Source organism: Mycobacterium sp. (genome assembly GCF_965229105.1).
Taxonomy (GTDB): Bacteria; Actinomycetota; Actinomycetes; order Mycobacteriales; family Mycobacteriaceae; genus Mycobacterium.
In genome coordinates this window covers 6654788-6679772 of sequence record NZ_OZ245858.1, presented here as the reverse complement: position 1 = coordinate 6679772, position 24985 = coordinate 6654788, and the positions used below count along the sequence as shown (strand labels likewise).

The following is a 24985-nucleotide window of genomic DNA, read 5'->3' as shown; positions in this document are numbered from 1 at the left end:
ATGTCCACGATCTTCAACGTCCGCAATATGGCGCTGCCACGGGTTTCCCGCACGGCGGTGATCATCGGCATCGTCGTCATCGTGCTCGGCCTGGTCGGTGTGATCGTTGGCTGGCAGTTGTACAAGAAGCTGACCACCACCACCGTCGTCGCCGAATTCCCGCAGGCCCTTGCCCTCTATCCGGGGGACAAGGTGCAGATCATGGGTGTCAAGGTGGGCACGATCGACAAGATCGAACCCGCCGGTGACCGCATGCGGGTGACGTTCTCCTACGACAACAAGTACAAGGTGCCTGCGAATGCGACGGCATCCATTCTCAATCCGAGCCTCGTCGCCTCGCGCACCATCCAGCTCACCCCGCCCTACACGGGTGGGCCGGTGCTGGAGAACAACGCGGTGATCCCGCTGGACCGCACCCAGGTGCCGGTCGAATGGGATGACCTGCGCAACCAGATCACCGATATCGTCAGCCAACTCGGCCCCACCAAGGAACAGCCCAAGGGCCCGTTCGGCGATGTGATCGAGTCCTTCGCCAACGGCCTGGCCGGTAAAGGCAAAGAGATCAACACGACGCTCAACGCGTTGTCCGATGCGGTGACCGCTCTCAACGAAGGGCGCGGCGATTTCTTCGCCGTCGCCAAGAGCCTGGCGCTGTTCGTCAACGCGCTGCATCAAAGTGATCAGCAGTTCGTCGAGCTCAACAGCAACCTCGCGGAATTCACCAACACGTTCACCAACAGTGATCAGGAGATCTCCACCGCGCTCAAGCAGATCGACGGATTGCTCACCACCGCACACAAATTCGTCAACGACAACGGTTCGGTGCTGTCCAAGGACATCAACAACCTCGCCGAAGCCACCAACGCGATCCTCCAACCCGACCCGCGCAACGGCCTGGAAACGGTTTTCCACGTGTTCCCGAACCTTGCCGCCAACGCGGCCAATATCTACGAACCGGCACACGGTGCGTTGACGGCCATCCCGGTGGTCGCCAGCTTCGCCAACCCGATGCAGTTCATCTGCAGCTCGATCCAGGCCGGTAGCCGGCTGGGCTATCAGGAGTCGGCAGAGCTGTGTGCGCAGTACCTGGCGCCGATCCTGGATGCGATCAAGTTCAACTTCCCGCCGTTCGGCGTCAACATGTTCTCCACCCCCGACGTGCTGCCCAAGGAGGTGGCCTACTCCGAGGCGCGCCTGCAGCCACCATCGGGTTACAAAGACACCACGGTGCCCGGAATCTGGTCGCGGGACACACTTTTCAGCCATGGCAACCACGAACCCGGTTGGATCGTCGCACCCGGTATGCAGGGCGTGCAGGTGCAGGCGTTCACCCAGAACATGCTGACACCGGATTCGTTGGCCGAGTTGATGGGTGGCCCCGATATCTCCGTCATTCCGCCTGCCGGCCCACCCGGTGGCGCGGCGCCCAATGCCTACTCCGACACCAATCCGCTGCCCCCACCGTGGTATGTCCAGCCCGGTCCGCCGCCTGCACCTGGACCTGATGTCGTGCCAGGGCCGGCACCGGTGTCCGCGCAGTTGCCCGGCACCGGCGCCGGACCGGCAGGTGGGGCTCCGGCTCCTGCGCCCGCTGCAGGCGGTCCGGCACTGCCCGCTGAGGTAGGTGGCCAGTGATGAACGCGTGGAAGACAACCCGGCGCGTGCTGTATCGCGGCCTGGCCCTGCTGGTCGCGGCGATGGTGCTGGCCTCGTGCGGCTGGCGCGGTATCGCCAATGTGCCGCTGCCCGGTGGCCCCGGCAGTGGTGGCGACCGGATGACGGTCTACGTGCAGATGCCGGATACGTTGGCGCTCAACGTCAACAGCAAGGTCCGGGTCGCCGACGTCTTTGTCGGATCGGTGCGGGCGATCGAGCTGAAGAACTGGATCGCCACCCTGACCCTGGATGTCGACCCCAATATTCAGTTGCCAAAGAATGCGTTGGCCCGGATCGGCCAGACCAGTCTGCTTGGCACGCAGCACGTCGAACTGACGGCGCCACCGGAGCCGTCGTCGCAGCGGTTGCGCAGCGGGGACACCATCCCGCTGAAGAACTCGACGTCCTACCCGACCACCGAGCGGACTCTGGCCAGCATCTCGACGGTGCTCAACGGTGGCGGTATCCCCAACCTCGAAGTGATCCAGACCGAGGTCAACAACATCCTCGACGGCAATGCCGTACCGATCCGCGACTTCCTCGGCAAGCTCGACGTGTTCACCGAACAGCTCAATGCGCAACGTGAGGACCTCACCCGCGCCATCGACTCGACGAATGAACTGCTCAAGATTGTCGCGGCCCGCAACGACACCCTGGACCGGGTACTCACCGAATTCCCGCCGCTGATAAAACACTTCGCCGATCAACGCGACCTGTTCGCCGACGCGGTGACAGCGCTGGGCCGGTTCAGCAAGGCCACCGATGACACCTTGTCTGCGGCGCGCGGCGATATCGAAACCAACCTGCGGCTGCTGCAGCGCCCCCTGACCCAGCTGGGTCGGGCCTCCCCTTACCTGGTGGATGCGCTGAAGTTGATGCTGACGGCGCCATACCCAATTGACAACGTGCAGAAGGTGATCCGCGGTGACTACATCAACACCTCGGCGACTTTCGACCTGACGCTCAGTGCGATCGACAACTCGTTCCTGACCGGCACCGCGTTCTCGGGTGCGCTGCGTGCACTCGAGCAGTCATGGGGCCGCGATCCTGCCACGATGATTCCGGATGTGCGTTTCACTCCGAACCCGAACTCGGTTGCCGGTGGACCGCTGGTGGAAAGGAGTGAGGGGTGATCAACCCATGCTGACTCGCTTCATCCGTATCCAGCTGGTCCTGTTCGCGCTGCTGACCGTGATCGCGCTGTCGGTGTTGGGGGTGTACTACCTGCGGTTGCCGAGCATCGCCGGTATCGGGCAGTACACGCTGACCGCGGATCTGCCCGCTTCCGGTGGGCTGTACGCCACGGCCAACGTCACCTACCGCGGTATCACCATCGGCAAGGTCACCGACGTGGTGCCGACCGAGCGTGGCGCCAAGGCGACGATGAGCATCTCCGATTCGTACAAGATCCCGCTCGACGCCGTCGCCAACGTGCATTCGGTGTCGGCGATCGGCGAGCAGTACATCGACCTGGTCTCCGACGGAAATCCGGGACAGTACTTCTCGCCGGGTCAGACCGTCGCCAGGGGTACGGTGCCGCGCGAAATCGGGCCGGCGCTCGATGCCGCCAACAACGGTCTGTCGGTGTTGCCGAAGGAGAAGATCGCCGGCCTCCTCGACGAGACCTCAATTGCGGTCGGTGGCCTCGGCCCGGCGTTGCAACGCCTGGTCGACGGCACCCAGGCGATCGTCAGTGACTTCAAGACCAACATCAACGACGTCAACGACATCATCAACAACTCCGCACCGATCATCGACAGTCAGGTCAACTCCAGCGACGCGATCCAGCGCTGGGCGGCCAACCTCAACGAGATCACCGCTCAGGCCGCCGCCCAGGATCAGGCGTTGCGCAGCGGGCTGACACAGGCCGCGCCGACCGCCGATGCTGTCACCGCGGTGTTCAGCGATGTCCGGGAAGCACTTCCGCAGACGCTGGCGAACACCGAGATCGTGCTCGACATGCTCAAGCGCTACAACAAGGGCCTCGAGCAGACGCTGGTGGTGTTGCCGCAGGGCGCGGCGATCGCGCAGGCGGTGGCAGCACCGTACAAGGGTTCGGCGGCACTGGACTTCAGCCTGACCATCAACCAGCCACCGCCATGCCTGACGGGCTTCCTGCCCGCCAGCGAATGGCGGTCGCCGGCGGATACCAGCACCGCGCCGCTGCCGAACGGCCTGTACTGCAAGATCCCCAAGGACACCCCGGCCAACGTCGTCCGCGGCGCTCGTAACTATCCCTGCGTCGACGTACCGGGCAAGCGTGCGGCCACCCCGGCCGAGTGCCGCAGCGACCAGCCGTATGTTCCGCTGGGTACGAACCCGTGGTACGGCGACCCCAACCAGGTGCTGAACTGCCCGGCGCCGGGCGCACGCTGTGAGCAGCCGGTGAAACCGGGTGAGGTGATACCGGCGCCTACGATCAACAGCGGGACCAACCCATTGCCTGCCGATCAACTGCCTGGCCCGCCGCCGGTGACCAGCGATCCACTGAGCGCGCCTGGCAACGGTTCGGTGCAGTGCAGCGGTCAGCAACCCAATCCGTGCATCTACACTCCGGCCCCAGGTAATACCGCGATCTACAACCCGCAAAGTGGTGAGGTCGTCGGTCCCGACGGAGTCAAGTACACGGTCAACAATTCGACGAACACAGGAGACGAAGGATGGAAGGAGATGCTGGCTCCGGCCGGCTAGACCCCGTCCTGGATAACGAATCCGAAGCCCCCACCGACGACGCGGCGCACGCTGCCGACGCCGAGGACGCCGTCGCCGAATCGATCGGCGCCGAACCGACGCCCGGTGCGCGGTCCCGCTCGAGGTTGGCCAGCCGCGGTTGGGTGGTAGGCATCTGCGCGACCCTGGTGGTTCTCGCCGCGGCCATGGCCACCGGCGGATACTTCGCCCTGCGTTCGCATGACCAGAGTGCGGCGTTCGCGCGTGCGGAGGCGTCTGCGATGCAGGCCGCCAAGGATTGCGTTGCGGCCACGCAGGCGCCGGACACCTCGGCGATGGAAGCCAGTCAGCGTAAGATCATCGACTGTGCGACAGGCGATTTCAGCGTCCAAGCCACCTTGTACAGCGGTGTGCTGGTCGATGCGTACCAGGTGGCCAACGCCCAGGTTCAGGTATCGAATATGCGGGCGGCCGTCGAACGTCACCACGATGACGGTTCGATGGACGTGCTGGTCGCTCTGCGGGTGGCGGTGTCGAATTCGGCGACGCAGAACCAGGAGACCGGGTATCGACTGCGGGTGACGATGGCGCCCGATAACGGTACGTACAAGATCGCCAAGCTCGACCAGGTGACGAAGTGACCGCACTGCTGCACGACATTGCCACCGAAGAAGCCCACGTCGATGAACCGGCGCAGGCCAGTGAGCGGCCGGCGTCGTGGTTGGCGCGGGCCGGCGCCTTCGTCGTCGACGTCCTGCTGGGTGTCGGCGTGGTGGCCGCACTGGCGCTCGTCGCCTGGTCGACCGCGCAGCGCGACTGGTTGTGGTGGCTCTGCGTCTCGGCGGCGGCGGTCGTGCTGTTGTCGATCGCGGTGAACCGTCTGCTACTTCCCGCGGTGACCGGCTGGAGCCTGGGGCGCGCGGTGGTCGGCATCGCCGTGGTGCGTCGCGACGGGACGGCGGTCGGGCCATGGCGGCTGCTCGCGCGTGACGTCGCCCATCTGCTCGACACTGCGGCGCTGTTCATCGGCTGGCTCTGGCCGCTGTGGGACTCGCGTGGCCGCACATTCGCCGATCTGCTGCTCGGCACCGAGGTCAGGCGCCGTTCTGCCACGCCGGCCCGGGCACCGCGGATCGCGCTCATCGCGGTATCGGTCGCCGCGGTGCTGGCCGTCGGTGCCGCGGTACTGGGCTATACCGTGGTGTACCGCAACGACTTTCGGGTAGGGCAGGCCCGCGAGCAGATCGCTGTTGAAGGTCCGAAGATCGTCGAGGACATGCTCAGCTACGACCCCTCGACACTGCAAGCCGATTTCGACCGCGCCCAGTCGCTGGTCACCGATGCCTACCGGCCGCAGCTGGCGGCCCAGCAGCAGGCCATCAAGGATGGCGCCGCCAAGGCGCCCGTCGTCGCCAACGATTACTGGGTGACCAACAGCGCGGTGCTGACCTCGACCGACCACGATGCGACGATGCTGATTCTGATGCAGGGCCAGCGCGGTGTTCCGCCCAAACCGCGCACCATCACCGCCACCGTCAAGGTCAACTTCCAGAAGTCTGCTGACGGGTCATGGCGGGTGGCTGCGCTCAATGTGCTGGCCAAGCCGAAGCCCAGCGGGGGTGGCCAGTGAGCCCGCGGCGCAGGGTTGACGGGGCGCCGGCATTCGAGGAGCTGCCACCGCAGAGAGGCCGGCGCTGGGGCCTTGGCCTGGCGATATCGGCGGCGGCCGCGGTCATCATCGCGGCTATCACGGTGAGCGCGCTGGTGTTGATCAGCCATGAGAAGGACCGCCGCACCAATGTCAAAGATGTGGCTGCGGTCGACTACACGCGCACCTTCATGGCGCAGTACACCACTCTGGATCCGTTCAACGCCAACGACTATGCCGAGCGGGTGCTGGCCCAGGCCACCGGACAGCTCGCCCAGATGTACACCGAGCGGATGAACGAGATCGTCGTCCAGGTGGCTCGCGCCGAGCCCACCAAGGGCACCGTGCTCGACGCAGGTATCGAACGCTGGAATGACGATGGCAGTGCCGATGTGGTGGTGGCCACCGAGACCACGACGTTGCTGCCGGACGGTACCCGCACTGAAAGCGGAAATCGTTGGGTGGCAACAGCGATACAGGAAGGTGACCAGTGGAAGATCAGCAATCTGCTGCAGGTGATCTGACCGGCGCCGATAACGACGCAGCCCGTCGGCGCCACCGGATGCCGGTCGGCAAGGCACGCAGGCAGACGCTACCGCCGGTGCAGGCGGACGCCGAAGAGGCTGTCGTACCAGATGCTGCCGTCGACGAGCCCGAGACACCTGTCGCGGAGGAGGACACGACGCCGGGGCGGGTGGTCTTCGTTGAGCGCACTCCGCCGGGGGCGCGGGCGCCGATCGCTATCGGGGTGGCGGCCGCGTTGTTCGTGGGTGCGGGTGCGTTTGGCGCTGCCATGGTGCAGCCGTACCTGGCGGACCGGGCGCAGGTCGACACCAAACTGACCATCGCCAGGACCGCCGCCGATGCCATCACGACCCTGTGGACGTATACGCCGGAGAATATGGACAATCTGGCCGACCGCTCCGCCAGATTCCTCGGCGGTGACTTCCAGGCGCAGTACCGCAAGTATGTCGACGCGATCGTGCCCACGAATAAGCAGGCGCAGGTCACCAACACGACCCAGGTGGTCGGGGCGGCGGTCGAATCGCTGACCGGATCCGATGCCACCGCCATCGTGTATACGAACAGCACCTCGACGAGCCCGTTGACCAAGGACATCCCGTCGATGCGCTACTTGTCGTACCGACTGACCATGACCCGTGATCACGCACAATGGCTGGTCACGAAGATGAGCACCATCACCTCGCTGGACCTGACACCGCAGCTCTGAGGAAATGTGACGGCTGTTGACGCCGATCTGACTATTCCGTCAATAAATCTGGTCACAGTCGTGTACATTTCCATCTCGCTAGCCGAACAAACGGTGTCGGCGAAAAGGATCGGCGATGTAGCGGGGTCTTCACCGACCTGACTCGTCGTATAGCGACTCGGGGCGATAGTGCCCGCCGGAGTCGGGGGTAGACACCGGGAAGGCGACCAGGCCCATGGCCGTCGCCTCCCCGGTGTCTGACAATTCTTCGCAGACTAGGGTCACCCCATGCCCAGTGTTCTGGTGACCGGCGCCGCCCGCGGGATCGGCAAAGCAATCGTTGCGCGACTGGCCGCCGACGGGTGGGATGTCATTGCGGGCGTCCGCAACGACACCGATGCCGAGGTCATGTCGGCGATACCGCGGGTGCGGACCGTCCTGCTTGATGTGACATCCGCCGAACACATTGCGGCGCTGGCAGAGTCGTTGCCGTCCCGGTTGGACGCGGTGGTGAACAACGCTGGCGTGGTTGTCGGTGGGCCGTTGGAGACGGTCAGTGTCGACGACCTGCGGCGGCAGTTGGAGATCAACGTGGTCGGTCAGCTGGCGGTCACGCAGGCGGTGTTACCGCAGCTGCGCGAGGCCCAAGGCCGAATTGTGTTCATCTCCAGCGTGAATGGCAAAATCTCGACACCCATCGTCGGTGCGTACTGTGCCTCGAAGTTCGCGTTGGAGGCGGCGGCCGATGCGCTGCGGATGGAGTTGCGGCCGTGGAAGATCGGCGTCCACGTGGTGGAACCAGCACAGACGGCCACTGATATGTGGGACACCGCCGAAGAGACTGCTGACCGGCTCGAAGCGGAGATGACCCCCGCGCAGCACGTGTTGTACGCCAAACATGTTGCGGGCTTTCGGAGGTCCATCCCGATGTCACGCAAGATAGCGGTCCCGCCGCAGGAGGTGGCGGCCGTTGTCCGGGAGGCGTTGACCGCGCGACGGCCGCGAGCGCGCTATGCCGTCGGGCTCGGGCCCAAACTCCAGATCGCGCTCATCACCAACCTGCCGACAGCGGTAACGGACCGCATTCTCCGCACGGTGATGAAGCAGCCATGAACGCGACGGAAACGACCTATCGGTAATTGACAGCAACGTCAGCTGGACTGCTCAACCAGGAGCTCAGCTGACTTCAGCAATTCTCTTCCACCCGATATCGCCGGTGTTACCATCCTGAGATCATCCTGAGAGATCGGCATAGGGAGTGGTCACATGGCATCTAGGCATCGCGCGCGGTCTCGGGTAGCCAAGCGGGCGGCGACTGTTGGTGTTGCGACCGCAACCGTCACTTCGCTGGTTGTCGGCGCGGCACCCCCGCCCGTGGCAAACTCTGCGCTCCCCGCCGTCGGGACTGCGGGCGCGATCCCCGTCGAGCTGACCGCATCGGTGGCCGGGCTGGCCAGCGCACTTGCTGCGACGCCCGGTGCGCCGGGGCTGCCACCGATGGCGCTTGCACCGGGGGCGCCGGACCCGGCGTCGATTCCGGATCTGACCTTCGGCCTCGGCACGCAGGGTTACGACCTGTTCCAGACGCTCGGGGCGGCACTGGAATCGGGAGTTCTCGATAACGTCAACCTGTCCGGGCTGCTACAAGCCCTGGGTTATGACCCCACGAGCGCCATCAACACAGCGCTGGGCACCCTGCTGGCGAACGCCCTGGCCGGCGTCCCGATCGACCTCAGTGGCATACCGGTATTGGGCGCCGGGCTGTCCGCGGCCGGCATCAACAACGTCGCGGCATTGCTCACACTGCTCGGCTTTGATCTTGCCGATCCGCTGAACCTCGCCGGCGTGCCCGCCCCCGGTATCAACGTCATCACCGCGGGCCCGCCACTGACCTTGTTGAAATTCCTCGGGGTGGACTTGGGCTGGGTGCCCGGGTTCCCGAACTCGGTCGCCGACGAGATCAACGGCACTCCGTATCTGGACGTCACCGCGCTTGGCGTTTTGGACGCCTTGATCCCGATGATTCCGAACACGCTGAGGAACGCCCTGACGATTGCTGCGCTCAAGACTGTTCAGGCCGGCTTGCAACTCACGGGCGATATCAACGTGCTCGACGCCCGGGTGCCGATCGTCGCGGGCTTCGGGCTCGGCGCGTTCGCCGCCGGCATGGCATACCGGCAGGTGGTCGCGGACCTACCCAATCAACCCGGAGGTGCGAACTACACCGGCACCAGCCCGCTGGCGGGCAGCCTCACGATTCTGCCGATGGTCCTACTGCGCAATCCCGGCCGCGCCAACGGTGGGTTGTTCGCCCGCTTTTATCCCGAGGCCGCCCTGCTCGGTATCGACACCGTCACCCCCGACACCGAGGTGAGCAGCAGTACCAATCCGAATAACACGCTGCACGACCCGGTCGGCACCACCGGTGTGATCATCGGCGGGGCGAACCTCGTTCCAATCAAGGTCGACGGAACGGTCGAATATGACCCGCTGTCGGACGTCCCGTCGTGGCCAAATCCAATCTCGCTGGCCAATTCCGCGGCAGCACTGTTCTTTCCGACATACATCCTGCGCGGCGTGACGGCCGCGAGCCTGACTGAGGTCGTCGACGGCCAACTGACACCACAGCTCGCCGCGGCGCTGGGCGACACCACCGGCCCGCTCGCGCTGAACCTGTATCTGACGGTCCCGGTAAATGACGCCCTGCCGCTGCTCGAACCGATCAAATTGCCGATCGACGTGATCAACCTGTTCACCGGCGCAAACCTGAACAACCCGATCGCCACCGCCATCGAGCCCGTACTGACCAGCCTGACGAATCTCGGCTACACCGATGTGCAGCGCACCGTCGTTGATGGTGTCCCTCACTATGACCGCACGCTGGACCAGGCGAACGTCATCACCCCGTTCGGCTCACTGCCGCAGAACATCGACTGGGGTCAAGTCCCCGGCGATCTCGTCGTCCAGCTTGGGGCGGGTATCCAGAAGGCGATCGCCGACGGGTTTGTCAGTGATACCCCCGTCGTCAATCCGCTGGCGACACTTGCCCATCTGGTCGGCCTCGACGGCCTGCCCGGTGTGGCCAGCACAGTGAGCCCGTTGAGCGAGATCACCGATCTTTCCGGACTCACCGATAGCGCCGTCAATGCCGCAGCCGGTGCCGCGGTACCGGCGGCGCAGTCTCAGGACCCGGTACCGAGCACGGCAAAAGCGTTGGCGGACAACAACACTGGTAACGATCCCGTCGTTGCACCCACCAAACCCCTCAAAGCGGTCACCTCCAATACAGCCGCGGCCGCCAAGCGCGCCCAAGCCAGTGCTGACGCCTCGGCCAAGAAGGCTGCTGAAAGTCTCGACAAGATCGCCAAGGACGGCCAGAAGCAGATCCAGAAGGTCGTCAACAATATCCAAGACGACGTCCACGACACCGTGCAGAAGACGGTGAAAACGGTCTCCGGTGCGGATAAGTCGGCCGATAAGAGCGGTGACAAAAGCGGGGATAAGGCCGCCGACTAGTAGCTCGGTCTAGGTCGCGGCTGAAAGTCAGTTGAACGCAAGCCAACTGGGCAGGGCGCGTTCGTGGGAGTCGCACAGCACGGCCGTTGTATCGCAGGAACCCTTGGGGACACCCGCGCCTGCCCACATACCACCGGTGTCGCGGCGCAGAACGATCGACGACGAGCCACCGCCGTCGAGCCCGATCGCCACATCGGCGCCAAGACTGCGGAACAGGTCCTGCATATTGTCCAGCGTGTAGTTGCCGCCCTGGAAGATGTACATCTCATCGCGTTGCTGGGAGTACCCGATGGCGGTCCGCGCTGCGCTGGGGCCGGGATCGTTCATCTGGCCCGTGTGACCCGGGCCCAATAATCCGAAACCGCTGACCGCCACGAACCGGGACCCCTTGTCGAGCAGTCCCTCGATGGTGGGTGAGGCGGCATCGAAGTCGTCGGGTCCGCTGGGCCAGACCACGTACGGCACACCGCCCACCGGCAGGATCATCGTCGTCAGCGCGATCCAGTTCTCGTTGCCGCCCGAGAGTCCTTGCTTACCTGCATAACTCACATTCCCGGTGACGGCAGCATTCACCCGGCCCTGGCCGTTGGTGTTGTCCACGTAGGCGCCCAGTGGGGAACTGCACCCGGTGGTTTTCCAGGACCCACCTTTCTGACCGCGGATATCGAAGAAGTTGGCGTTGATCGCGATGGTCGGCTGCCCCAGCGCCTGCCAGGCCGCCAGCGGGGTGTAGATCTCCGAGGCCTGATAGAGCCCTTCGTTGGTGCGGGCGCCGGGGGTGCGTTCACACCGGGCCTGGTATCCGCTGTGGGAATCGACCAGCAGGCGCGGGGTGAGTCGCTTCGCTGCGGCCTTGATGGTCATCAGATGCCCGCCGTTGGTCATCTCGTAGCTGCTGCCGTCTGCCCTGAGCATCGGCGCCGGGAAGCCGCCGCCGAAGTTGTAGACCAGATATGAGCCGCGGGTCGTCGCAATCGCGGTGGCCAGTTGCTCCCTGGCGTCGGCCTGGGCCACGGGAACGGCTGTCAGCGACGCGCAGAGCATGAACGCCGCACCGCAGGCGGCGATCCGACGGACAGCGGCGGCTGCGGTGTTCACGGTTGCTGCCCTTTCGGTCCGCAAAGCGGGTGCTCGATACCAAACACAATAGTCACAGCTGCCACACAGTCAACTTTGATAACAAGGCAGTGACAATTCGAAATCGAGCGAATTACGTTCGCCGATAGAGTGTTTGCTGAAGCGTCAGCGTCCCGGCGGGGTCAACCGGTAGACGGCGCCGGCGTTGTCATCGGTGATGTACACCGCGCCATCCAGCCCGGTGACCGCTGCCACCGGGCGGCCCCACCGGCTGCCATTGGCGTCCTGAAAGCCACCGACGAGCGTCTGCTGGTTGCCGAGGCCACCGTCGCGCCACGGGTAGAACGAGACCTCTGGCGCACGCGGTGGCTTGCGATTCCACGATCCGTGCACGCCGATCAAGGCGCCACTGCCGAACGGGGCAGGCAGCTCGGTGAAGCTCATTCCGAGCGGGGCGGAGTGCGCGCCCATGCTCTGCTCGACCGGCGGGAGCGCCGCGCAGTCCAATTTGTCACCGTCGACGTTGGTCTGCACATCCCGGATGAATGCTAGGTCGGCTGGCCCGCCGTCGGGATTGCAGTAGGGCCAACCTAATTCGCGACCCGGCGTCAGCCGGGCGACGGACTCCGGGGGGTGGTCGTTGACATAGTCGGGCAGGACTTGGCCGAAATCCGTTCCCGCTTCCGGGTATTGGACATTGTCGCGGTTGTTGACAGCCGTCCAGACCGCACCATCGGGCGCGACGGCCAAGCCGGTGCCATTGCGAACCCCGGTGGTGAACGGCGCAGCGGGACCGCCCTCGGGTGGTACGCGCATGATGGTGGCGCGGGGCGGCGTGGCGTCGCGGTCGTCGGCGGAGATATTGCCGGTGGAGCCGATCGAGAAGTACACCGCACCGTCAGGTCCGACCGCGACGCTTTTCAGTGCGTGCGAGTAGGCGCCGCGCAGATCGGGACTTTTCGCGTCGGGTAATCCCGCGGCGATCACCCGTTGGCCGACCGCCTCGCCGTCGGTGTAGGTGTAGGCGTCGACCTGGTCGCTCTCGGCGATATAGAGCGTATCGCCGACGAAGGTCAACCCGTGCGGTTGATCCAATCCGTCTAGCAGAACGCTGGATTCGGGCGCGCCATCCGGTCTCGGTGTCAGCTTGACTACCTGCCCTGTCGAGGGCACCGAGATCAGCAGCGCACCGTCGGGCGTCCAGGCCGCCAGTCGCGCCTTGGGCACTCTGGCCCAGACCGATATCGACCAGCCCGGCGGCACCATGGCCTGCCGGGTGGTGTCGAAGGGGGTCTGTGCCAGGTCGGCCGGCACCTCAACGGTTGCCGGTGCCAATCCCGTGGGCTCTGCTGCCTGACTGGCCGGCGCCGGCGATACCGCTGACGGTCTCGGTGCGGGGGAGGGGCTTGCGCAGGCCGCGACCAGTACGGTCGCGGCCAGCGCCATCGATTTAGTTGGCCAGCCCGGCATGCATCTCCCACAACAGGATCTCTGCGGGTTCAGTTGCGGTGACTCGCTGCCCGCCCGAGGCGGTGAAGCGCACCGCGTCGCCCTCATGCAGCTCGCCCGCACCTTCCAGGGTGACGTCACCGCGCGGCACGAACAGATGCAGATATGGCGCGTAAGGCAATTCGATGCTCTCGCCGGGTTGCAGGCGTGCGCCGCGCAGTGCGGCGTACTTGTTCTGGATTGAGATCGCCGTCTCGTCCTTGTACTGCGGCATACCCGAAGCGATGGTCACCAGGCCCTTGCGGAGCAATTCGTTATCCACTTCCTGTTGCTGATACCCGGGTTTGATACCCGACTCATCCGGGACTACCCACATCTGCACGAAATGCACAGGTTCCTGGTGGGTTTCATCACCGGTCAGTGTCCAGGAGTCGTTCTTTTCGGAGTGCAGGATGCCGCGCCCGGCCGACATGCGCTGAGCCAGGCCGGGATAGATGACACCCGAATGGCCGGTGGAATCCTGATGGACCAGTGACCCGCGCATCACCCAGGTGACGATTTCCATATCGCGGTGCGGGTGCGTCTCGAACCCGCTGCCTGGTTTGACGGTGTCGTCGTTGTTCACCAGAAGCAGGCCGTGGTGGGTGTTGGCCGGGTCGTAGTGGCCGCCGAACGAGAACGAATGCTTGGAGTCCAACCACGAGATCTTGGTTTTATCGCGGTCTGCGGCACGCCGAACGTCGACGATGGGTTTCATGGTGCTGGTCATGTCATCACTCCTTGTGACGTGGCTGCCAGCCTAGGCGGTCGCCGGGCGGCATGCAGTGAGCAACCTAGATGACGTGTCATGTATTCCGCTACAGTCGGTCTATGTGGCTGAGCGACGAGCAGCAGCGGGTATGGCGCAATTACCTGACAATGGTCAGCAGATTGCAGGTGGCGATGCACCGTCAGCTCCAAGACGAGTGCGGGTTATCGCTGGCCGACTACGACGTGCTGGTCGCGCTCGATGAGCGTTGTCCGATCCGGGTCAGCGAGCTCGGCGATGTCCTGGGCTGGGAGCAAAGCCGGCTATCGCATCAGTTGCGGCGGATGCGGGAACGGGGACTGCTGACCAGGGAAGGTCGCGACGACGACCGACGCGGGGCGAACGTCGATCTCACCGACGGTGGTCGGTCGGCATTGGCGGCTGCCGCACCCGGTCACGCCGCGCTGGTCCGGACCGTGGTGTTCGACGGGATGACGGCCGCCGAGCTGCGCTCGCTGGGCTCGCTGACCGAGCGGGTGGTGGCCCGACTCAGCCAGGGGTGAATTGTGCGACCCGCCGAGCTGGGCTTGACTGCTTGAGGTGTTGAAGATGCAGACCGAGATGACGGCTGCAGCAGCCCAGTTCCTGGCCGATCAGGCTGACGAACTCGACCGCGAGCTCGGCGACATCGCAGGCGGGTGGGCCGATTTGTCGGCGAAGTGGACCGGCATCGCCTCTGCCGCGTATGAACCGGCCTGGGACGGGTGGCACCACGATGCGGCCACAGTGACCGCCGTCCTCACGGAACACTCCGCTGCGCTGCTGCGGGCTGTCGCGCTTCTGGTGGAGCATGAGAACCAGGCGTCCGTGGAACTGCGATCAGTACTCGGCGGAGGCCACACGCAATGAGTAGCTACTCGGTAGACCTCAATGAGCTGCTGGCGTTCGTGGAGCGGCTTGACCGGTTCAATCAGCGTTCAGAAGCGATCGCCGCCGCTGTCGACCGAGAGATCGCCGCGCTGCATGGGTCGTGGGCCGGTCTTAGCGCGGAGTCCGAAAAGGAGTATCACGCAACCTGGATCAGATTGGCCGGGGAGATGCGCAAAGCGGCTGACGAGCTCAGAGAGGCAGCGAAGGACGAACACCGCAACTACATCGACGTGGCGGCGTTGAACAGTTCTATGTGGCCATGACGCAGGCGGTTGACTCCTCCGCCGTTATGGACGCGGGTCGCGTCTACGGCAGTGTGCGGACTTCGACTGCCACGGCTGTTAGAGGGTTGGTTGGCGTTCTGCAGGGATCCGCCGGTATGGCGGGAACCGATAACGGCGCCCACGCCTGGGCGACCCAGTACGACAAACTCACCAGCTCTCTGATGGACGCTTCGGCTTCAGTTGTCAACGGTGCCGGGAAGTGTTCGGATCTGTTGAGTGCGACTGCGGTTAATCATCACAACGCGGACAGTCAATCTGCCGTAACTCCAGCCGCGCCGTGGCGGGCGCCACCTGAGTCATCGGTTTTTCCGACGCCCGCAGTCCCCTCGGCCGAAGGCGGATATGGCGACGTCCCTGGGTGGTGGCACACCATCTCGGCCTATGTCGAGGGAGAACTCTGGCCCAATGGACATCAGGACAAGCTTCGCGCGACGCACGACGCGTGGCAGAAGGCGGGCCGGGAGCTGCGCTCCGCTGCGCAACTCGTCAACGGCGGCACCAGTTCGATGGGTGCGATCGCGTCGCTGATGGATCAGCAGTCACCCGAATTCCCTGCGCTGCTGAGGAATTGCACGACGGAGCGCGACCAGATCAACAGTGTGGCCGATGGGTTCGACTCGGCTGCGCAGGCGTGTTCCGATTACGCGCAGACAATTGACGACGCGCATTCGAAGATATTGCACGAAATGCTCGTCCTGGGCGGGACGATTGTGGTCACCGAAATCGTTGCTGCGGTTTTGATTCCGTTCACCGCGGGCGCCAGCGAGGCGGTCTCCAAGGTCGTTGACGTCGCGCGGCTGACAGCGACCGGCGCCCGCATCGCCACCATCATCCGCGAGTTTCGCATCGCGGCGGAACTGTCGGCGTTGCCGACGGTCAGTGCCGCTGGCGCTGCAGCTCGCACTGTGTCCGAACTTGCGGCGTTGTTGTCTGCCCGGGTCCGGATCTTCCTCGGTGAGGTGACTGGGCGTATAGCGGCTGAACAACTTGAGCTGCAGAGGCTTTCGGCGGAAAGTGTTAAGAGAAAGCTCGATGGACATCTGTTGAATCCGGAGAATACAAAAGGAGGGGCCGAAAAAGCGGAATGGTTCCGGCAAGCGCTGGGCTACACGCGTGAAAACTCCGACGACCTTGCGAGGCAGATTGTCTTTGACGAGAGTAAAGCTGTCGAATTTGGCTCGACGCAGTATGGCACTCAATACAATCAAGTCATCTCGATAACCGGCGAAAACGGGAAAATCATCGACGTCAAGTTCGGCTGGATACGGAATAGCGATGGGGTCGTGCGGTTGGTAACTGCAATCCCGACCAAGAGATGAAAGATGCATGTATGCAACCCGAAGAGTACGACGTGGTCCGACTACTGCGTCCATTGCCGGAGTACAACGCCCCGATAGGTGCCGAGGGGACGGTGGTGATGGTTCTTTCGACAAAGGACCTTCCGCGCGCGTACGCCGTTGAGTTCCCGGAATCCGTTGGTACGACTGAACGCTGGTTCACTGTCGCTGAGGCTGACCTGGAAGTCGTGTGGCGTCGGGAAATCGGTTGGCTACCTGGATTTGGGCCGTCGGCTGACATCCAGTAAGAGTAAAGCAGCGATGAAACCCGAAGAGTACGACGTGGTCCGTCTTCTGCAGCCACGACCACAGCACAAACTGGCAGTCGGAGCTCGCGGCACAGTCGTGATGGACTACTCGAAATACGGTGGGCCGACCAAGGCGGATCTGCCGTCGGCATATGAGGTGGAGTTCATGGACTCAAGTGGAGACACAATCGCGTTGGACACCGTGCCAGCTGCCGACTTAGAGGTCGTGTGGCGCGCAGGAGTTGGGTGGCTTCCGGGCTTCGGACCAGACTCGTCACAGTGAGCGGGTCGAGCGGGCTCCCTCGCCCACTGAATCCCGCTGAGCGAGAGGTGCTTTCGCAGTATCTAGCGGGCTCGCGCAGAACCGACAGTAAGACGTTGATCGGGCAGATTCCCCACATCACCGTTGTTAAGACCCACCTTTCGACACTCGATCTTTCGGTTGACTCGACGCACACTGTGCCCGCCTACGTCGAGACGCCTGGCCCGTTGCGGCCGAGAATGCTCGTGCCCGGGCCGGACGGCGAAATCTGGGGTGAAGTCCTCGTGTGGGTGACCGCTGGATTTCTCAGTGGAATGGCATTGGCCTGGTGGAACGACGATGTCCCCTGGGGTTGGGAGCGCGTCCGAGTTACAGCATATGAGTGGGACGTGCTGCCCGGGTCATAGCTAGTCAGCCCGCTATCCCGAGTGTGGACTTTCTCCACAGGCGATCCCCCGACGGGTGGCGTAAGTCCACACTCGTCAGGCAGCCCTGATGGTCTACCTACATGAAGATAGCCGCAGCACCATTCGTCGGATCGGAAGCGCTGGCCAGTGGTCTGGTTACCAGACGAACCTTGTACAGCCGTCACCAGATGATTTACCGAAACGTCTTTCTGCCCAAGGGCATCGAACTGACACCGAAGACGAAGGCGTTCGCCGCGTGGCTATGGTCCGAGCGTAAAGGTGTGGTGGCGGGGACTTCCGCTGCTGCCTTGTACGGCACAAAATGGATCGACGCGCGATTGCCTGCAGAATTGATTCGCCCCGAGGGCTCTACCAACGGCATCGTCGTCCACCGTGCCACGTTGGATCCCGCAGAAATTGGCTCGGTCAACGGGGTTCCTGTCACCACGCCGGCGCGGACTGCTTTCGACCTCGGACGCAGAAAGGGCTTAGTTGAGGCGGTCGTGCGGTTGGATGCGCTGGCCAATGCGACGGGCTGCACACCAGAACACGTCGCCGAGGTGGTGGCCCGTCACGGCGGTGCCCGTGGGTTGACCCAGCTGCGGCAGGCGCTGCAGCTGATGGACGGCGGTGCGGAATCGCCACCCGAGACCCGAACGCGGTTGCTGCTCATCGAGGCAGGCCTGCCCAGGCCGCAGACGCAGATCACTGTCTACGACGACGGTGGCTACCCGTTCGCTCGCATCGACATGGGTTACGAGGACTGCAAGGTGGGCGTCGAATACGACGGTGAACAGCACTGGACCGATCCCAAGCGGCGGGCCCACGATATCGACAAAAGTGTGGAGCTGGCCGAGCACGGCTGGCTCATCGTGCGGGTCAGCGCAGACATGTTGCGCTACCGACCATGGGTGGTGGTCGACCGAGTGATCGACGCGCTGAGGGCAGCGGGGTGCACGTGGCTCGCCGAGTGTGGACTTGAATCACGCTTTTCGGGCGGGAGCGTTGCTTAAGTCCACATTCGGCGCGGACGCTCGGCGGGCCTAGAGACTCTCGGGCAGGCCGAAATTCGCGAATAGCGACCCGTCCAGGAACGCCACGACGTGCGAGATCCCGCCCGGCTTGATATCGAGGACGTGCAGCTGGAACGGCAGGTGTCGACCAGAGTCCTGGTCGCGCATGTACATCGCGGCCGCGGGTTGCCCGTTGGCCACGATCGGAATGAATTTCATATCCCCTGCGCGTTCGGCGGGGCATTTCTCGCGAGACAACCGCCCGATGTTCTCCGGCCCGCGGTACCACTGCGGGAACGGCGGCATCTCCCAGATGGCATCAGCGGTGAACAGTTCGACCAGCGCATCGATGTCGTACGCCTCGAACGCCGCGATATAGCGGGCGAGGAGATCCTTTGCCTCGGGCTCTTCAGGGGCCGCGATGGTGTCGTCCTGGCTGGGGCCGACCTCGTCGAGCTGGGCCCTGGCCCGCTGCAGAAGACTGTTGACCGCGGCCGTGGTGCTGCCGATCGCCTCGGCGACCTCGGCGGCCTTCCACTGCAAGACGTCGCGTAACACCAGGACCGCTCGTTGCCGTGGCGGCAGGTGTTGCAGGGCGGCGACGAACGCCAACCGCACCGATTCGCGAGAGCCGACGATCACCGACGGATCAGCAGGATCTTCGCCACCGTCAGGTATCGGCTCCAGCCATGGCACCTCGGTCCGTTCGGCGATGTCATCGCCGGGGTCAGAACTCGGCGTGCCCAGTCCGGTCGGCAGCGGGCGTCGGTTGCGACCTTCGAGCGCCGTCAGGCAGGTGTTGGTGGCGATGCGGTGCAACCAGGTCCGCACCGACGACTTGCCTTCGAACCGGTCGTAGGCCTTCCAGGCCCGCAAGAAGGTCTCCTGCACCAGGTCTTCGGCGTCGTGCAGAGAGCCGGTCATTCGGTAGCAGTGCGACAGAAGCTCACGTCGGTACTGCTGCGCATCGGCGAGAAACGCGTCTGACCCGTCTGCGCTGTCATCGAGGGTTCGTGCGAGCACGCTCACGTGTCCGAGCTTACCCAGCGGTGGTGACAAAAACGGCCCAGGAGTGACCGCTACGCTGCCCAGATGGCCACAACCCGGACTGAGCGGACCTTTGACGGCGTCGGTGGCGTCCGCATTGTGTACGACACTTGGACGCCGGATGACCCGCATGGGCCAACGGGCCCCAGAGGAATAGTCATCCTGGCGCACGGATTCGGCGAACACGCGCGCCGCTATGACCACGTCGCACAGCGGTTCGGGGACGCCGGGCTGGTGACCTACGCACTGGATCACCGCGGCCACGGTCGTTCCGGCGGCAAGCGCGTCTACCTGAAGAACATGTCGGAGTTCACCGCTGACTTCGGCACCCTCGTCGGGATCGCTGCCAAGGAGCACCCGACGCTGCCCAGGATCGTCCTCGGGCACAGCATGGGTGGCGGCATCGTGTTTGCGTATGGCGCCGAGCACACGGGCGACTACGACCTGATGGTGCTGTCCGGACCGGCGATCGCCGCCCAGGCCAACGTATCGCCCGCGTTGGCGGTTGTCGGCAAGCTGGTCGGCTCGGTGGCGCCGGGCGTACCGGTCCAGGAACTCGACGCCAACGCGGTATCGCGCGATCCCGCCGTCGTCGCCGCCTATAACGCCGACCCGCTGGTCCACCACGGAAAGGTCCCTGCGGGTATCGCCAAAGCTCTGCTTGAGGTCGGCGAGACGATGCCGCAGCGCGCCGGCGCGCTCACCAAACCACTGCTGGTCGTGCATGGTGCGCAGGACCGCCTGGTCCTAGCCACGGGCAGCGAGAGTCTGGTCGACTTCGTCGGATCCGCCGATGTGCACCTCAAGGTGTACCCCGAGCTCTACCACGAGGTGTTCAACGAACCCGAGCGCGACAGGGTGCTCGACGACGTCGTCGCATGGACCGAGGCCCGGTTGTGAAAGCTGTTGTTGCCATTTGGCTTTCGTTGTTTGTGATGATCGGCCTGGTCTCGGCCTGCTCGGAGAAAGACACCTGGGTCGAAGACGAGGTGACGTTCACCGCCGAGGGTCTGACGCTGCACGGCACCTACCGCCACCTCAAGAGCAACCCGGTGGGGCCCGCGGCTCTGCTCATCTCGGAGAGCGGTAACACCGACCGCAACGGTGACAACGCCGTGGTCGGTCCGGTCGGCAATATGCGCCAACTTGCCACCTACCTGTCCGACAAAGGGATAGCGAGCCTGCGTTACGACAAGGTCGGTACCGGAAAGACCGGGCTCGGGCCCTACGCCAACCACCGTGCCGACGTCGGTAGTGCGGTCTACACGCTCGGGGCCAAGGCGGCGGTCCGGTTCCTGGCTGAGCAGGCCGGCACCGACAAGGCCCGCATCTCCACCTACGCCATCGGCGAAGGCACCACCCATGCGATGGCGCTGGCCACCGATACCGACCCCGCCGCACCGAAGATCCACTCGCTGGGCCTGTTGTTACCGCTGACGGGTCGCTATCTGGACTTGATCACCGGACGGGTGATCGCGGACAACGCGCTGCAGCTCAAACAGGGCAGCAAGACCCAGCAGCAGGCCGACGGTGTGCTGGCCGCATGGACGGCCACCGTCAACCAGGCGCGTACCACCGGTACGGTGCCGCCGGGACAGTTGCCCGACGGGCTGAGTGCCGTTCTCAATCCCGGCAATGTGAAGGCCGTCATCGAGCAGGACGCCATCGACCCGGTCGCTGAAGCGCAGCGCATACCGCCTGGCACACCGGTGCTGCTGGCCTGTAGCGATACCGACAGCCAAGCTCAGTGCACTGCCACCAAGGCGCTGGCCGACGCATTGGCGCATACGGACCTGACGTTCGTCGAGCTCAAGGGTGTCAGCCACGTGCTGCGCGACGACCCGGCCGATAACGCGGCGAACTACGCCAAACAGGATCCACTGTCACCGCAACTGCTCACCGCGCTCGATCAGTTCGTCACAAAGTAGACTCGCGCCCATGACCAAGACGGTGGTGGCGACGGGTTATGGCGGCCCGGAAGTGCTTGCGGTACAAGACATCGTGCTGCCTGAGCTCGGTCCCGGCCAGGTCCTGATCGAGGTCAGAGCGGCCGGCACCAACCCCATCGATTTCAAGCTCTACAGCGGTTACATGGGTGATGACCCCGCCGCGCTGCCCCTGCCGGTGGGGATGGAGGCCGCCGGTGTCGTGGCCGCACTCGGGTCTGCAGACCCGGTCGGCTACACCGGAGCGTTGAGCATCGGCGACGAGGTGATAGCCACCAATATCAGCGCCGGTTACGCCGAACAGGTGATCGCCGATGCCGCCGAGATCGGTCACAAGCCAGCGTCGTTGTCCTTCGAGGAGGCTGCGGGACTGTTGCTGGTCGCTGAGACGGCCTGGCACCTGTTGACGAATACGGCAGTGGGGACAGGCGACACCGTGCTCATCCACGGCGCCGGTGGGGGTGTCGGCCTGGCGGCGATCCAACTGGCCGTCGCGCGGGGTGCGGTGGTGATTGCCACCGCGAGTCCGGCGCGCCACGACGAGCTGCGTGCTTACGGTGCCCGTCCGGTGGCCTACGGCCCGGGTCTGGCCGACCGGGTCCGTGCGATCGGTGCCGTCGACGCCGCACTTGACCTGGTCGGAACCGAAGAAGCGCTGGACACCTCGGTCGAACTGGTCGCCGACAAGAGTCGGATCGCGACGATCGCCAACTTCGACAAGGCGCCGCAACTGGGGATCGCGACGCTGACGGGAGCCGACGGCGGGCAGGCAATCCGCGACGCCTCCCGGCCCGAATTGATCAGGTTGGCCGCCGCGGGCCAGCTCAGCGTGGCAGTGGACAAGGTCTTCCCGCTCGCGCAGGCCGCTGATGCGCACCGGTATCTGCAGACGGGGCACGCGCACGGAAAAGTCGTACTGGTCCCATAGCGTGCGCGCATGACTGACGACAAGATGCTGGCGCGTATCGCCGCCCTGCTGCGCCAAGCCGAAGGTACCGATAACGCCCACGAGGCCGAGGCGTTCATGTCGGCGGCCCAGCGCCTGGCCACCGCCACCTCGATCGATCTCGCGGTGGCCAGATCCCATTCCGCGCAACGCTCCGCGGCCCAGGCGCCGACGCAACGCACCATCACGATCGGTGAGCCGGGTACCAAGGGATTGCGAACCTACGTACAGCTATTCGCGGTGATTGCCGCAGCCAACGATGTGCGCTGCGATGTGGCCTCGAATTCGGCGTTCGTCTATGCCTACGGTTTCGCCGAGGATATCGACGCCACGCACGCGCTGTATGCCAGCCTGGTGGTGCAGATGGTGCGGGCCTCCGATACCTACATCGGCTCCGGTGCGCATCGGCCGACGCCGACGATCACCGCCCGGCTGAACTTCCAGCTGGCGTTCGGCGCCAGGGTGGGGCAACGCCTCGGTGAAGCGCGTGACGAAGCGCAACGGGACGCCAAGAAAGACAAGGTCAAGGCTCCCGGTACGGCCATTGCGCTCCGCGACAAGGAGATCGAGTTGACCGACCATTACCGCAGCACCTCGAAAGCCCGTGGCACGTGGCAGGCGGCGCGCGCATCGGCCGGTTACTCGTCGGCGGCCCGTCGGGCCGGTGACCGGGCAGGCAAGCGGGCGCGCCTCGGTAACAGCCCGGAGTTGCCCGGCGCACGGACGCGTCTGGAGAGATGAACGAACGCGATGTCCAGCGCGCCAAGGTGTATGCCGCCGAGGGGTTCGTCCGGACGTTATTCGACCGGGCTGCCGAGCACAGTGCCCGCGGCATCGACTTTTTCGGGACATCGCTGACGTTGCCACCCGAAGCACGCTTTGGGTCGCTGGAGGGTGTTGCGCGCTATGTGGACGAGGTGTTGGCGCTGCCGCGGGTGACGCAGCGCTGGCCGGCGGCCGGTGCCCTTGCGGTGCGGTCACGACGGGGTGCGACCGCCGCCCACTACGAAAATACCGACGGCACAGGGATAATCGCAGTGCCGGACCGTCGTCCCGCGGACTGGGCCATGCGTGAACTGGTTGTCCTGCATGAGGTCGCGCATCATCTTCAACCCGCCGGATCGGCCCACGGGTCGGGATTCGTCGATACGTTCTGCGAACTTGCCGAACTGGTGATGGGTCCGGAAGTGGGGCATGTGCTGCGTGTCGTCTATACGAAAGAAGGGGTGAAGTGATGAGTGATCCAACCGCAGAGGCTGTCGATGCTTTGCTCAATGATGTTCTGCTCGGCGATGATCCGGCCCTGACCTCAGCGCTGGCTGACTCCACGGCCGCGGGGCTGCCGCCGATCGAGGTGACGCCGCAGGCCGCACATTTCCTTGGCCTGTTGGTCCGCATGTGTGGCGCCCGGCGGGTCCTGGAGATCGGCACCCTCGGTGGCTACAGCACGATCGCCCTGGCGCGCGCTGTCGGACCCGAAGGCAGCGTGCTCACACTGGAATTCGATCCGCGCCACGCCGAGGTCGCCGCGGGAAACATCGATCGGGCCGGTGTCGCCGATCGGGTCCAGATCATTGTCGGCGCCGCCCTGGACACGTTGCCCGGAATGTCCGGGGAGTTCGACTTCGTTTTCATCGACGCCGATAAAGAGAACAACAACGCCTACGTCCAGTGGGCGATCGATCTCGGTCACCCCGGTACGGTCATCGTCGTCGACAACGTCATTCGCAACGGTCGGGTGCTCAGTCCCGCTGCCGATGACCGCCAGGCGACCGCCGTGCGCGAGATGCTGGAGATGATGGGTGCACATCCGCGCCTTGATACCGCGGCGATCCAGACCGTGGGCGGTAAAGGCTGGGATGGATTTGCGCTCGCCCTGGTGACTTAGCTTTCCCACGCCGGAGAGGCCGCCGCAACGCCCAGTGCCGCAACGATTATCGCCTCCTGTCGCAGGAAGCGCTCGGTGGGTACCGGCACGGAGACGGCAATGATATGGCCGCCTGCGGTGGTGCCCGCGATCCCCGCCGCTGAGATGCCGGGGGTGTGTTCGCCGCGATCGAACGACAGGGTGTCGGTGCCAGTCCTGCCGTCGCGGGCTGCCAGCGCGGATCTGCCATTTGCGGTGTCGTTCAACGGGAATCGTTCTCCGATAGCGGAAACGGCGCGTAATCGATGAACGGATTCGATCTGGTCGATGAACCACATCTGCGATCCGCGCAGCACCGACAGATCGACGGTCTCGCCGGTGTCTGCGGCCACCTGCTCCAAGGTGGGTCGGAAACGCGTCGCCAGCCGGGTGCCGTCGGCGCTGTTCAAGCCGAGAACGCGGTCCCCGACGTGGAAGCGCCCCTGTTCGTCTGTGCGCGCAAAGCCCACCTCGACCAGACCGGTCAACAATCGCCGCGTGGTCGACTTTGCCAGTCCCAGCCGCGTCTCAAGATCGACCTGACGCAGCTGGCCTGGCGCGGTCGCGATCTCGTCCAACGCGTCCGCCGCGCGTCGCAGCACCTGGATGCCGTCCTCTCGCCGCTCAGAATTGGTCGCTGATACCTCTTCCGCGCGGGACATGGCTTCACTATATTGACCCACAT

Annotated in this window: 27 protein-coding genes; 22 read left to right on the top strand and 5 right to left on the bottom strand. The window is 64.6% G+C overall.

Going from position 1 to position 24985, the window contains the following annotated elements; all coding sequences use genetic code 11:
- The 9 genes from ADBZ9O_RS31460 to ADBZ9O_RS31420 all read left to right on the top strand — a co-directional run bounded on the left by ADBZ9O_RS31460 (window position 1) and on the right by ADBZ9O_RS31420 (window position 10700).
- Window positions 1–1635, top strand: a complete 1635-nt coding sequence (locus ADBZ9O_RS31460; RefSeq protein WP_526527416.1) for a virulence factor Mce family protein — start codon at window positions 1–3, stop codon at window positions 1633–1635.
- Complete coding sequence (locus tag ADBZ9O_RS31455; RefSeq protein ID WP_526527415.1) at window positions 1635–2789, top strand: virulence factor Mce family protein; 1155 nt, start codon at window positions 1635–1637, stop codon at window positions 2787–2789. The genes ADBZ9O_RS31460 and ADBZ9O_RS31455 overlap by 1 nt, the downstream gene beginning before the upstream one ends.
- 7 nt (window positions 2790–2796) lie before the next feature.
- Window positions 2797–4347 (top strand): MCE family protein, encoded by a 1551-nt coding sequence (locus tag ADBZ9O_RS31450; protein ID WP_526527414.1) that lies wholly within the window; start codon window positions 2797–2799, stop codon window positions 4345–4347.
- A complete protein-coding gene (locus ADBZ9O_RS31445; RefSeq protein WP_526527413.1) occupies window positions 4317–4967 on the top strand; it encodes an Rv1363c family protein in 651 nt (216 codons plus the stop codon). The genes ADBZ9O_RS31450 and ADBZ9O_RS31445 overlap by 31 nt, the downstream gene beginning before the upstream one ends.
- Window positions 4964–5956 carry an RDD family protein gene (locus ADBZ9O_RS31440; RefSeq protein WP_526527412.1) on the top strand — a complete coding sequence of 331 codons (993 nt, stop codon included), beginning with the start codon at window positions 4964–4966 and terminating at the stop codon, window positions 5954–5956. The genes ADBZ9O_RS31445 and ADBZ9O_RS31440 overlap by 4 nt, the downstream gene beginning before the upstream one ends.
- Window positions 5953–6498: an Rv1363c family protein gene (locus ADBZ9O_RS31435; protein ID WP_526527411.1), complete on the top strand. Its 546-nt coding sequence runs from the start codon at window positions 5953–5955 to the stop codon at window positions 6496–6498. Before ADBZ9O_RS31440 ends, ADBZ9O_RS31435 begins: the two co-directional genes overlap by 4 nt.
- Entirely contained in the window at window positions 6465–7205 is a 741-nt protein-coding gene (locus ADBZ9O_RS31430) for a hypothetical protein (RefSeq protein WP_526527410.1), read from the top strand. Before ADBZ9O_RS31435 ends, ADBZ9O_RS31430 begins: the two co-directional genes overlap by 34 nt.
- A gap of 267 nt (window positions 7206–7472) precedes the next feature.
- Complete coding sequence (locus ADBZ9O_RS31425; RefSeq protein ID WP_526527409.1) at window positions 7473–8297, top strand: SDR family NAD(P)-dependent oxidoreductase; 825 nt, start codon at window positions 7473–7475, stop codon at window positions 8295–8297.
- A 153-nt stretch (window positions 8298–8450) separates the two neighbouring features.
- Window positions 8451–10700 carry an AAA family ATPase gene (locus ADBZ9O_RS31420; protein ID WP_526527408.1) on the top strand — a complete coding sequence of 750 codons (2250 nt, stop codon included), beginning with the start codon at window positions 8451–8453 and terminating at the stop codon, window positions 10698–10700.
- A gap of 27 nt (window positions 10701–10727) precedes the next feature.
- Here the strand turns inward: ADBZ9O_RS31420 and ADBZ9O_RS31415 are convergent, their stop codons facing one another.
- The 3 genes from ADBZ9O_RS31415 to ADBZ9O_RS31405 all read right to left on the bottom strand — a co-directional run bounded on the left by ADBZ9O_RS31415 (window position 10728) and on the right by ADBZ9O_RS31405 (window position 13995).
- Window positions 10728–11744, bottom strand: coding sequence for a phosphodiester glycosidase family protein (locus ADBZ9O_RS31415; protein WP_526533722.1), 1017 nt, complete (start codon window positions 11742–11744; stop codon window positions 10728–10730).
- A gap of 198 nt (window positions 11745–11942) precedes the next feature.
- On the bottom strand, window positions 11943–13247 hold the full coding sequence (locus ADBZ9O_RS31410; RefSeq protein WP_526527407.1) for a PQQ-dependent sugar dehydrogenase: 1305 nt from the start codon (window positions 13245–13247) through the stop codon (window positions 11943–11945).
- Window positions 13228–13995: a pirin family protein gene (locus ADBZ9O_RS31405; RefSeq protein ID WP_526527406.1), complete on the bottom strand. Its 768-nt coding sequence runs from the start codon at window positions 13993–13995 to the stop codon at window positions 13228–13230. Before ADBZ9O_RS31405 ends, ADBZ9O_RS31410 begins: the two co-directional genes overlap by 20 nt.
- A 101-nt stretch (window positions 13996–14096) precedes the next feature.
- On the opposite strand from ADBZ9O_RS31405, the gene ADBZ9O_RS31400 reads away from it, so the two are divergent.
- From ADBZ9O_RS31400 to ADBZ9O_RS31370, 7 genes are all read left to right on the top strand, one after another.
- Window positions 14097–14537 (top strand): MarR family winged helix-turn-helix transcriptional regulator, encoded by a 441-nt coding sequence (locus ADBZ9O_RS31400; protein ID WP_526527405.1) that lies wholly within the window; start codon window positions 14097–14099, stop codon window positions 14535–14537.
- Between the two features lie 46 nt (window positions 14538–14583).
- A complete protein-coding gene (locus tag ADBZ9O_RS31395; RefSeq protein WP_526527404.1) occupies window positions 14584–14883 on the top strand; it encodes a WXG100 family type VII secretion target in 300 nt (99 codons plus the stop codon).
- A complete protein-coding gene (locus ADBZ9O_RS31390; RefSeq protein ID WP_526527403.1) occupies window positions 14880–15167 on the top strand; it encodes a WXG100 family type VII secretion target in 288 nt (95 codons plus the stop codon). Before ADBZ9O_RS31395 ends, ADBZ9O_RS31390 begins: the two co-directional genes overlap by 4 nt.
- A gap of 116 nt (window positions 15168–15283) precedes the next feature.
- On the top strand, window positions 15284–16507 hold the full coding sequence (locus ADBZ9O_RS31385) for a WXG100-like domain-containing protein (protein ID WP_526527402.1): 1224 nt from the start codon (window positions 15284–15286) through the stop codon (window positions 16505–16507).
- Window positions 16508–16518: 11 nt separating this feature from the next.
- Window positions 16519–16773, top strand: a complete 255-nt coding sequence (locus tag ADBZ9O_RS31380) for a DUF4926 domain-containing protein (protein WP_526527401.1) — start codon at window positions 16519–16521, stop codon at window positions 16771–16773.
- Window positions 16774–16786: 13 nt separating this feature from the next.
- Entirely contained in the window at window positions 16787–17056 is a 270-nt protein-coding gene (locus ADBZ9O_RS31375; protein WP_526527400.1) for a DUF4926 domain-containing protein, read from the top strand.
- A 487-nt stretch (window positions 17057–17543) separates the two neighbouring features.
- Window positions 17544–18455, top strand: a complete 912-nt coding sequence (locus tag ADBZ9O_RS31370; protein WP_526527399.1) for a type IV toxin-antitoxin system AbiEi family antitoxin — start codon at window positions 17544–17546, stop codon at window positions 18453–18455.
- 30 nt (window positions 18456–18485) lie between these two features.
- Here ADBZ9O_RS31370 and ADBZ9O_RS31365 read toward each other — a convergent pair whose 3' ends face one another.
- Window positions 18486–19484: an RNA polymerase subunit sigma-70 gene (locus ADBZ9O_RS31365; protein ID WP_526527398.1), complete on the bottom strand. Its 999-nt coding sequence runs from the start codon at window positions 19482–19484 to the stop codon at window positions 18486–18488.
- A 63-nt stretch (window positions 19485–19547) separates the two neighbouring features.
- On the opposite strand from ADBZ9O_RS31365, the gene ADBZ9O_RS31360 reads away from it, so the two are divergent.
- From ADBZ9O_RS31360 to ADBZ9O_RS31335, 6 genes are read left to right on the top strand one after another with little or no spacing between them, the layout of a single operon-like run.
- Window positions 19548–20402 (top strand): alpha/beta hydrolase, encoded by an 855-nt coding sequence (locus tag ADBZ9O_RS31360; RefSeq protein WP_526527397.1) that lies wholly within the window; start codon window positions 19548–19550, stop codon window positions 20400–20402.
- Window positions 20399–21430, top strand: coding sequence for an alpha/beta hydrolase (locus ADBZ9O_RS31355; RefSeq protein WP_526527396.1), 1032 nt, complete (start codon window positions 20399–20401; stop codon window positions 21428–21430). Before ADBZ9O_RS31360 ends, ADBZ9O_RS31355 begins: the two co-directional genes overlap by 4 nt.
- A 10-nt stretch (window positions 21431–21440) precedes the next feature.
- Window positions 21441–22376, top strand: coding sequence for an NADP-dependent oxidoreductase (locus tag ADBZ9O_RS31350; RefSeq protein WP_526527395.1), 936 nt, complete (start codon window positions 21441–21443; stop codon window positions 22374–22376).
- Between the two features lie 9 nt (window positions 22377–22385).
- Complete coding sequence (locus ADBZ9O_RS31345) at window positions 22386–23135, top strand: DUF2786 domain-containing protein (protein ID WP_526527394.1); 750 nt, start codon at window positions 22386–22388, stop codon at window positions 23133–23135.
- Entirely contained in the window at window positions 23132–23629 is a 498-nt protein-coding gene (locus ADBZ9O_RS31340; RefSeq protein WP_526527393.1) for a TIGR04338 family metallohydrolase, read from the top strand. Before ADBZ9O_RS31345 ends, ADBZ9O_RS31340 begins: the two co-directional genes overlap by 4 nt.
- Window positions 23629–24282: an O-methyltransferase gene (locus ADBZ9O_RS31335; RefSeq protein ID WP_526527392.1), complete on the top strand. Its 654-nt coding sequence runs from the start codon at window positions 23629–23631 to the stop codon at window positions 24280–24282. The genes ADBZ9O_RS31340 and ADBZ9O_RS31335 overlap by 1 nt, the downstream gene beginning before the upstream one ends.
- Here the strand turns inward: ADBZ9O_RS31335 and ADBZ9O_RS31330 are convergent.
- Window positions 24279–24962, bottom strand: coding sequence for an IclR family transcriptional regulator (locus ADBZ9O_RS31330; RefSeq protein WP_526527391.1), 684 nt, complete (start codon window positions 24960–24962; stop codon window positions 24279–24281). The two genes, ADBZ9O_RS31335 and ADBZ9O_RS31330, sit on opposite strands and share 4 nt — an antisense overlap.
- Window positions 24963–24985: the final 23 nt, after the last annotated feature.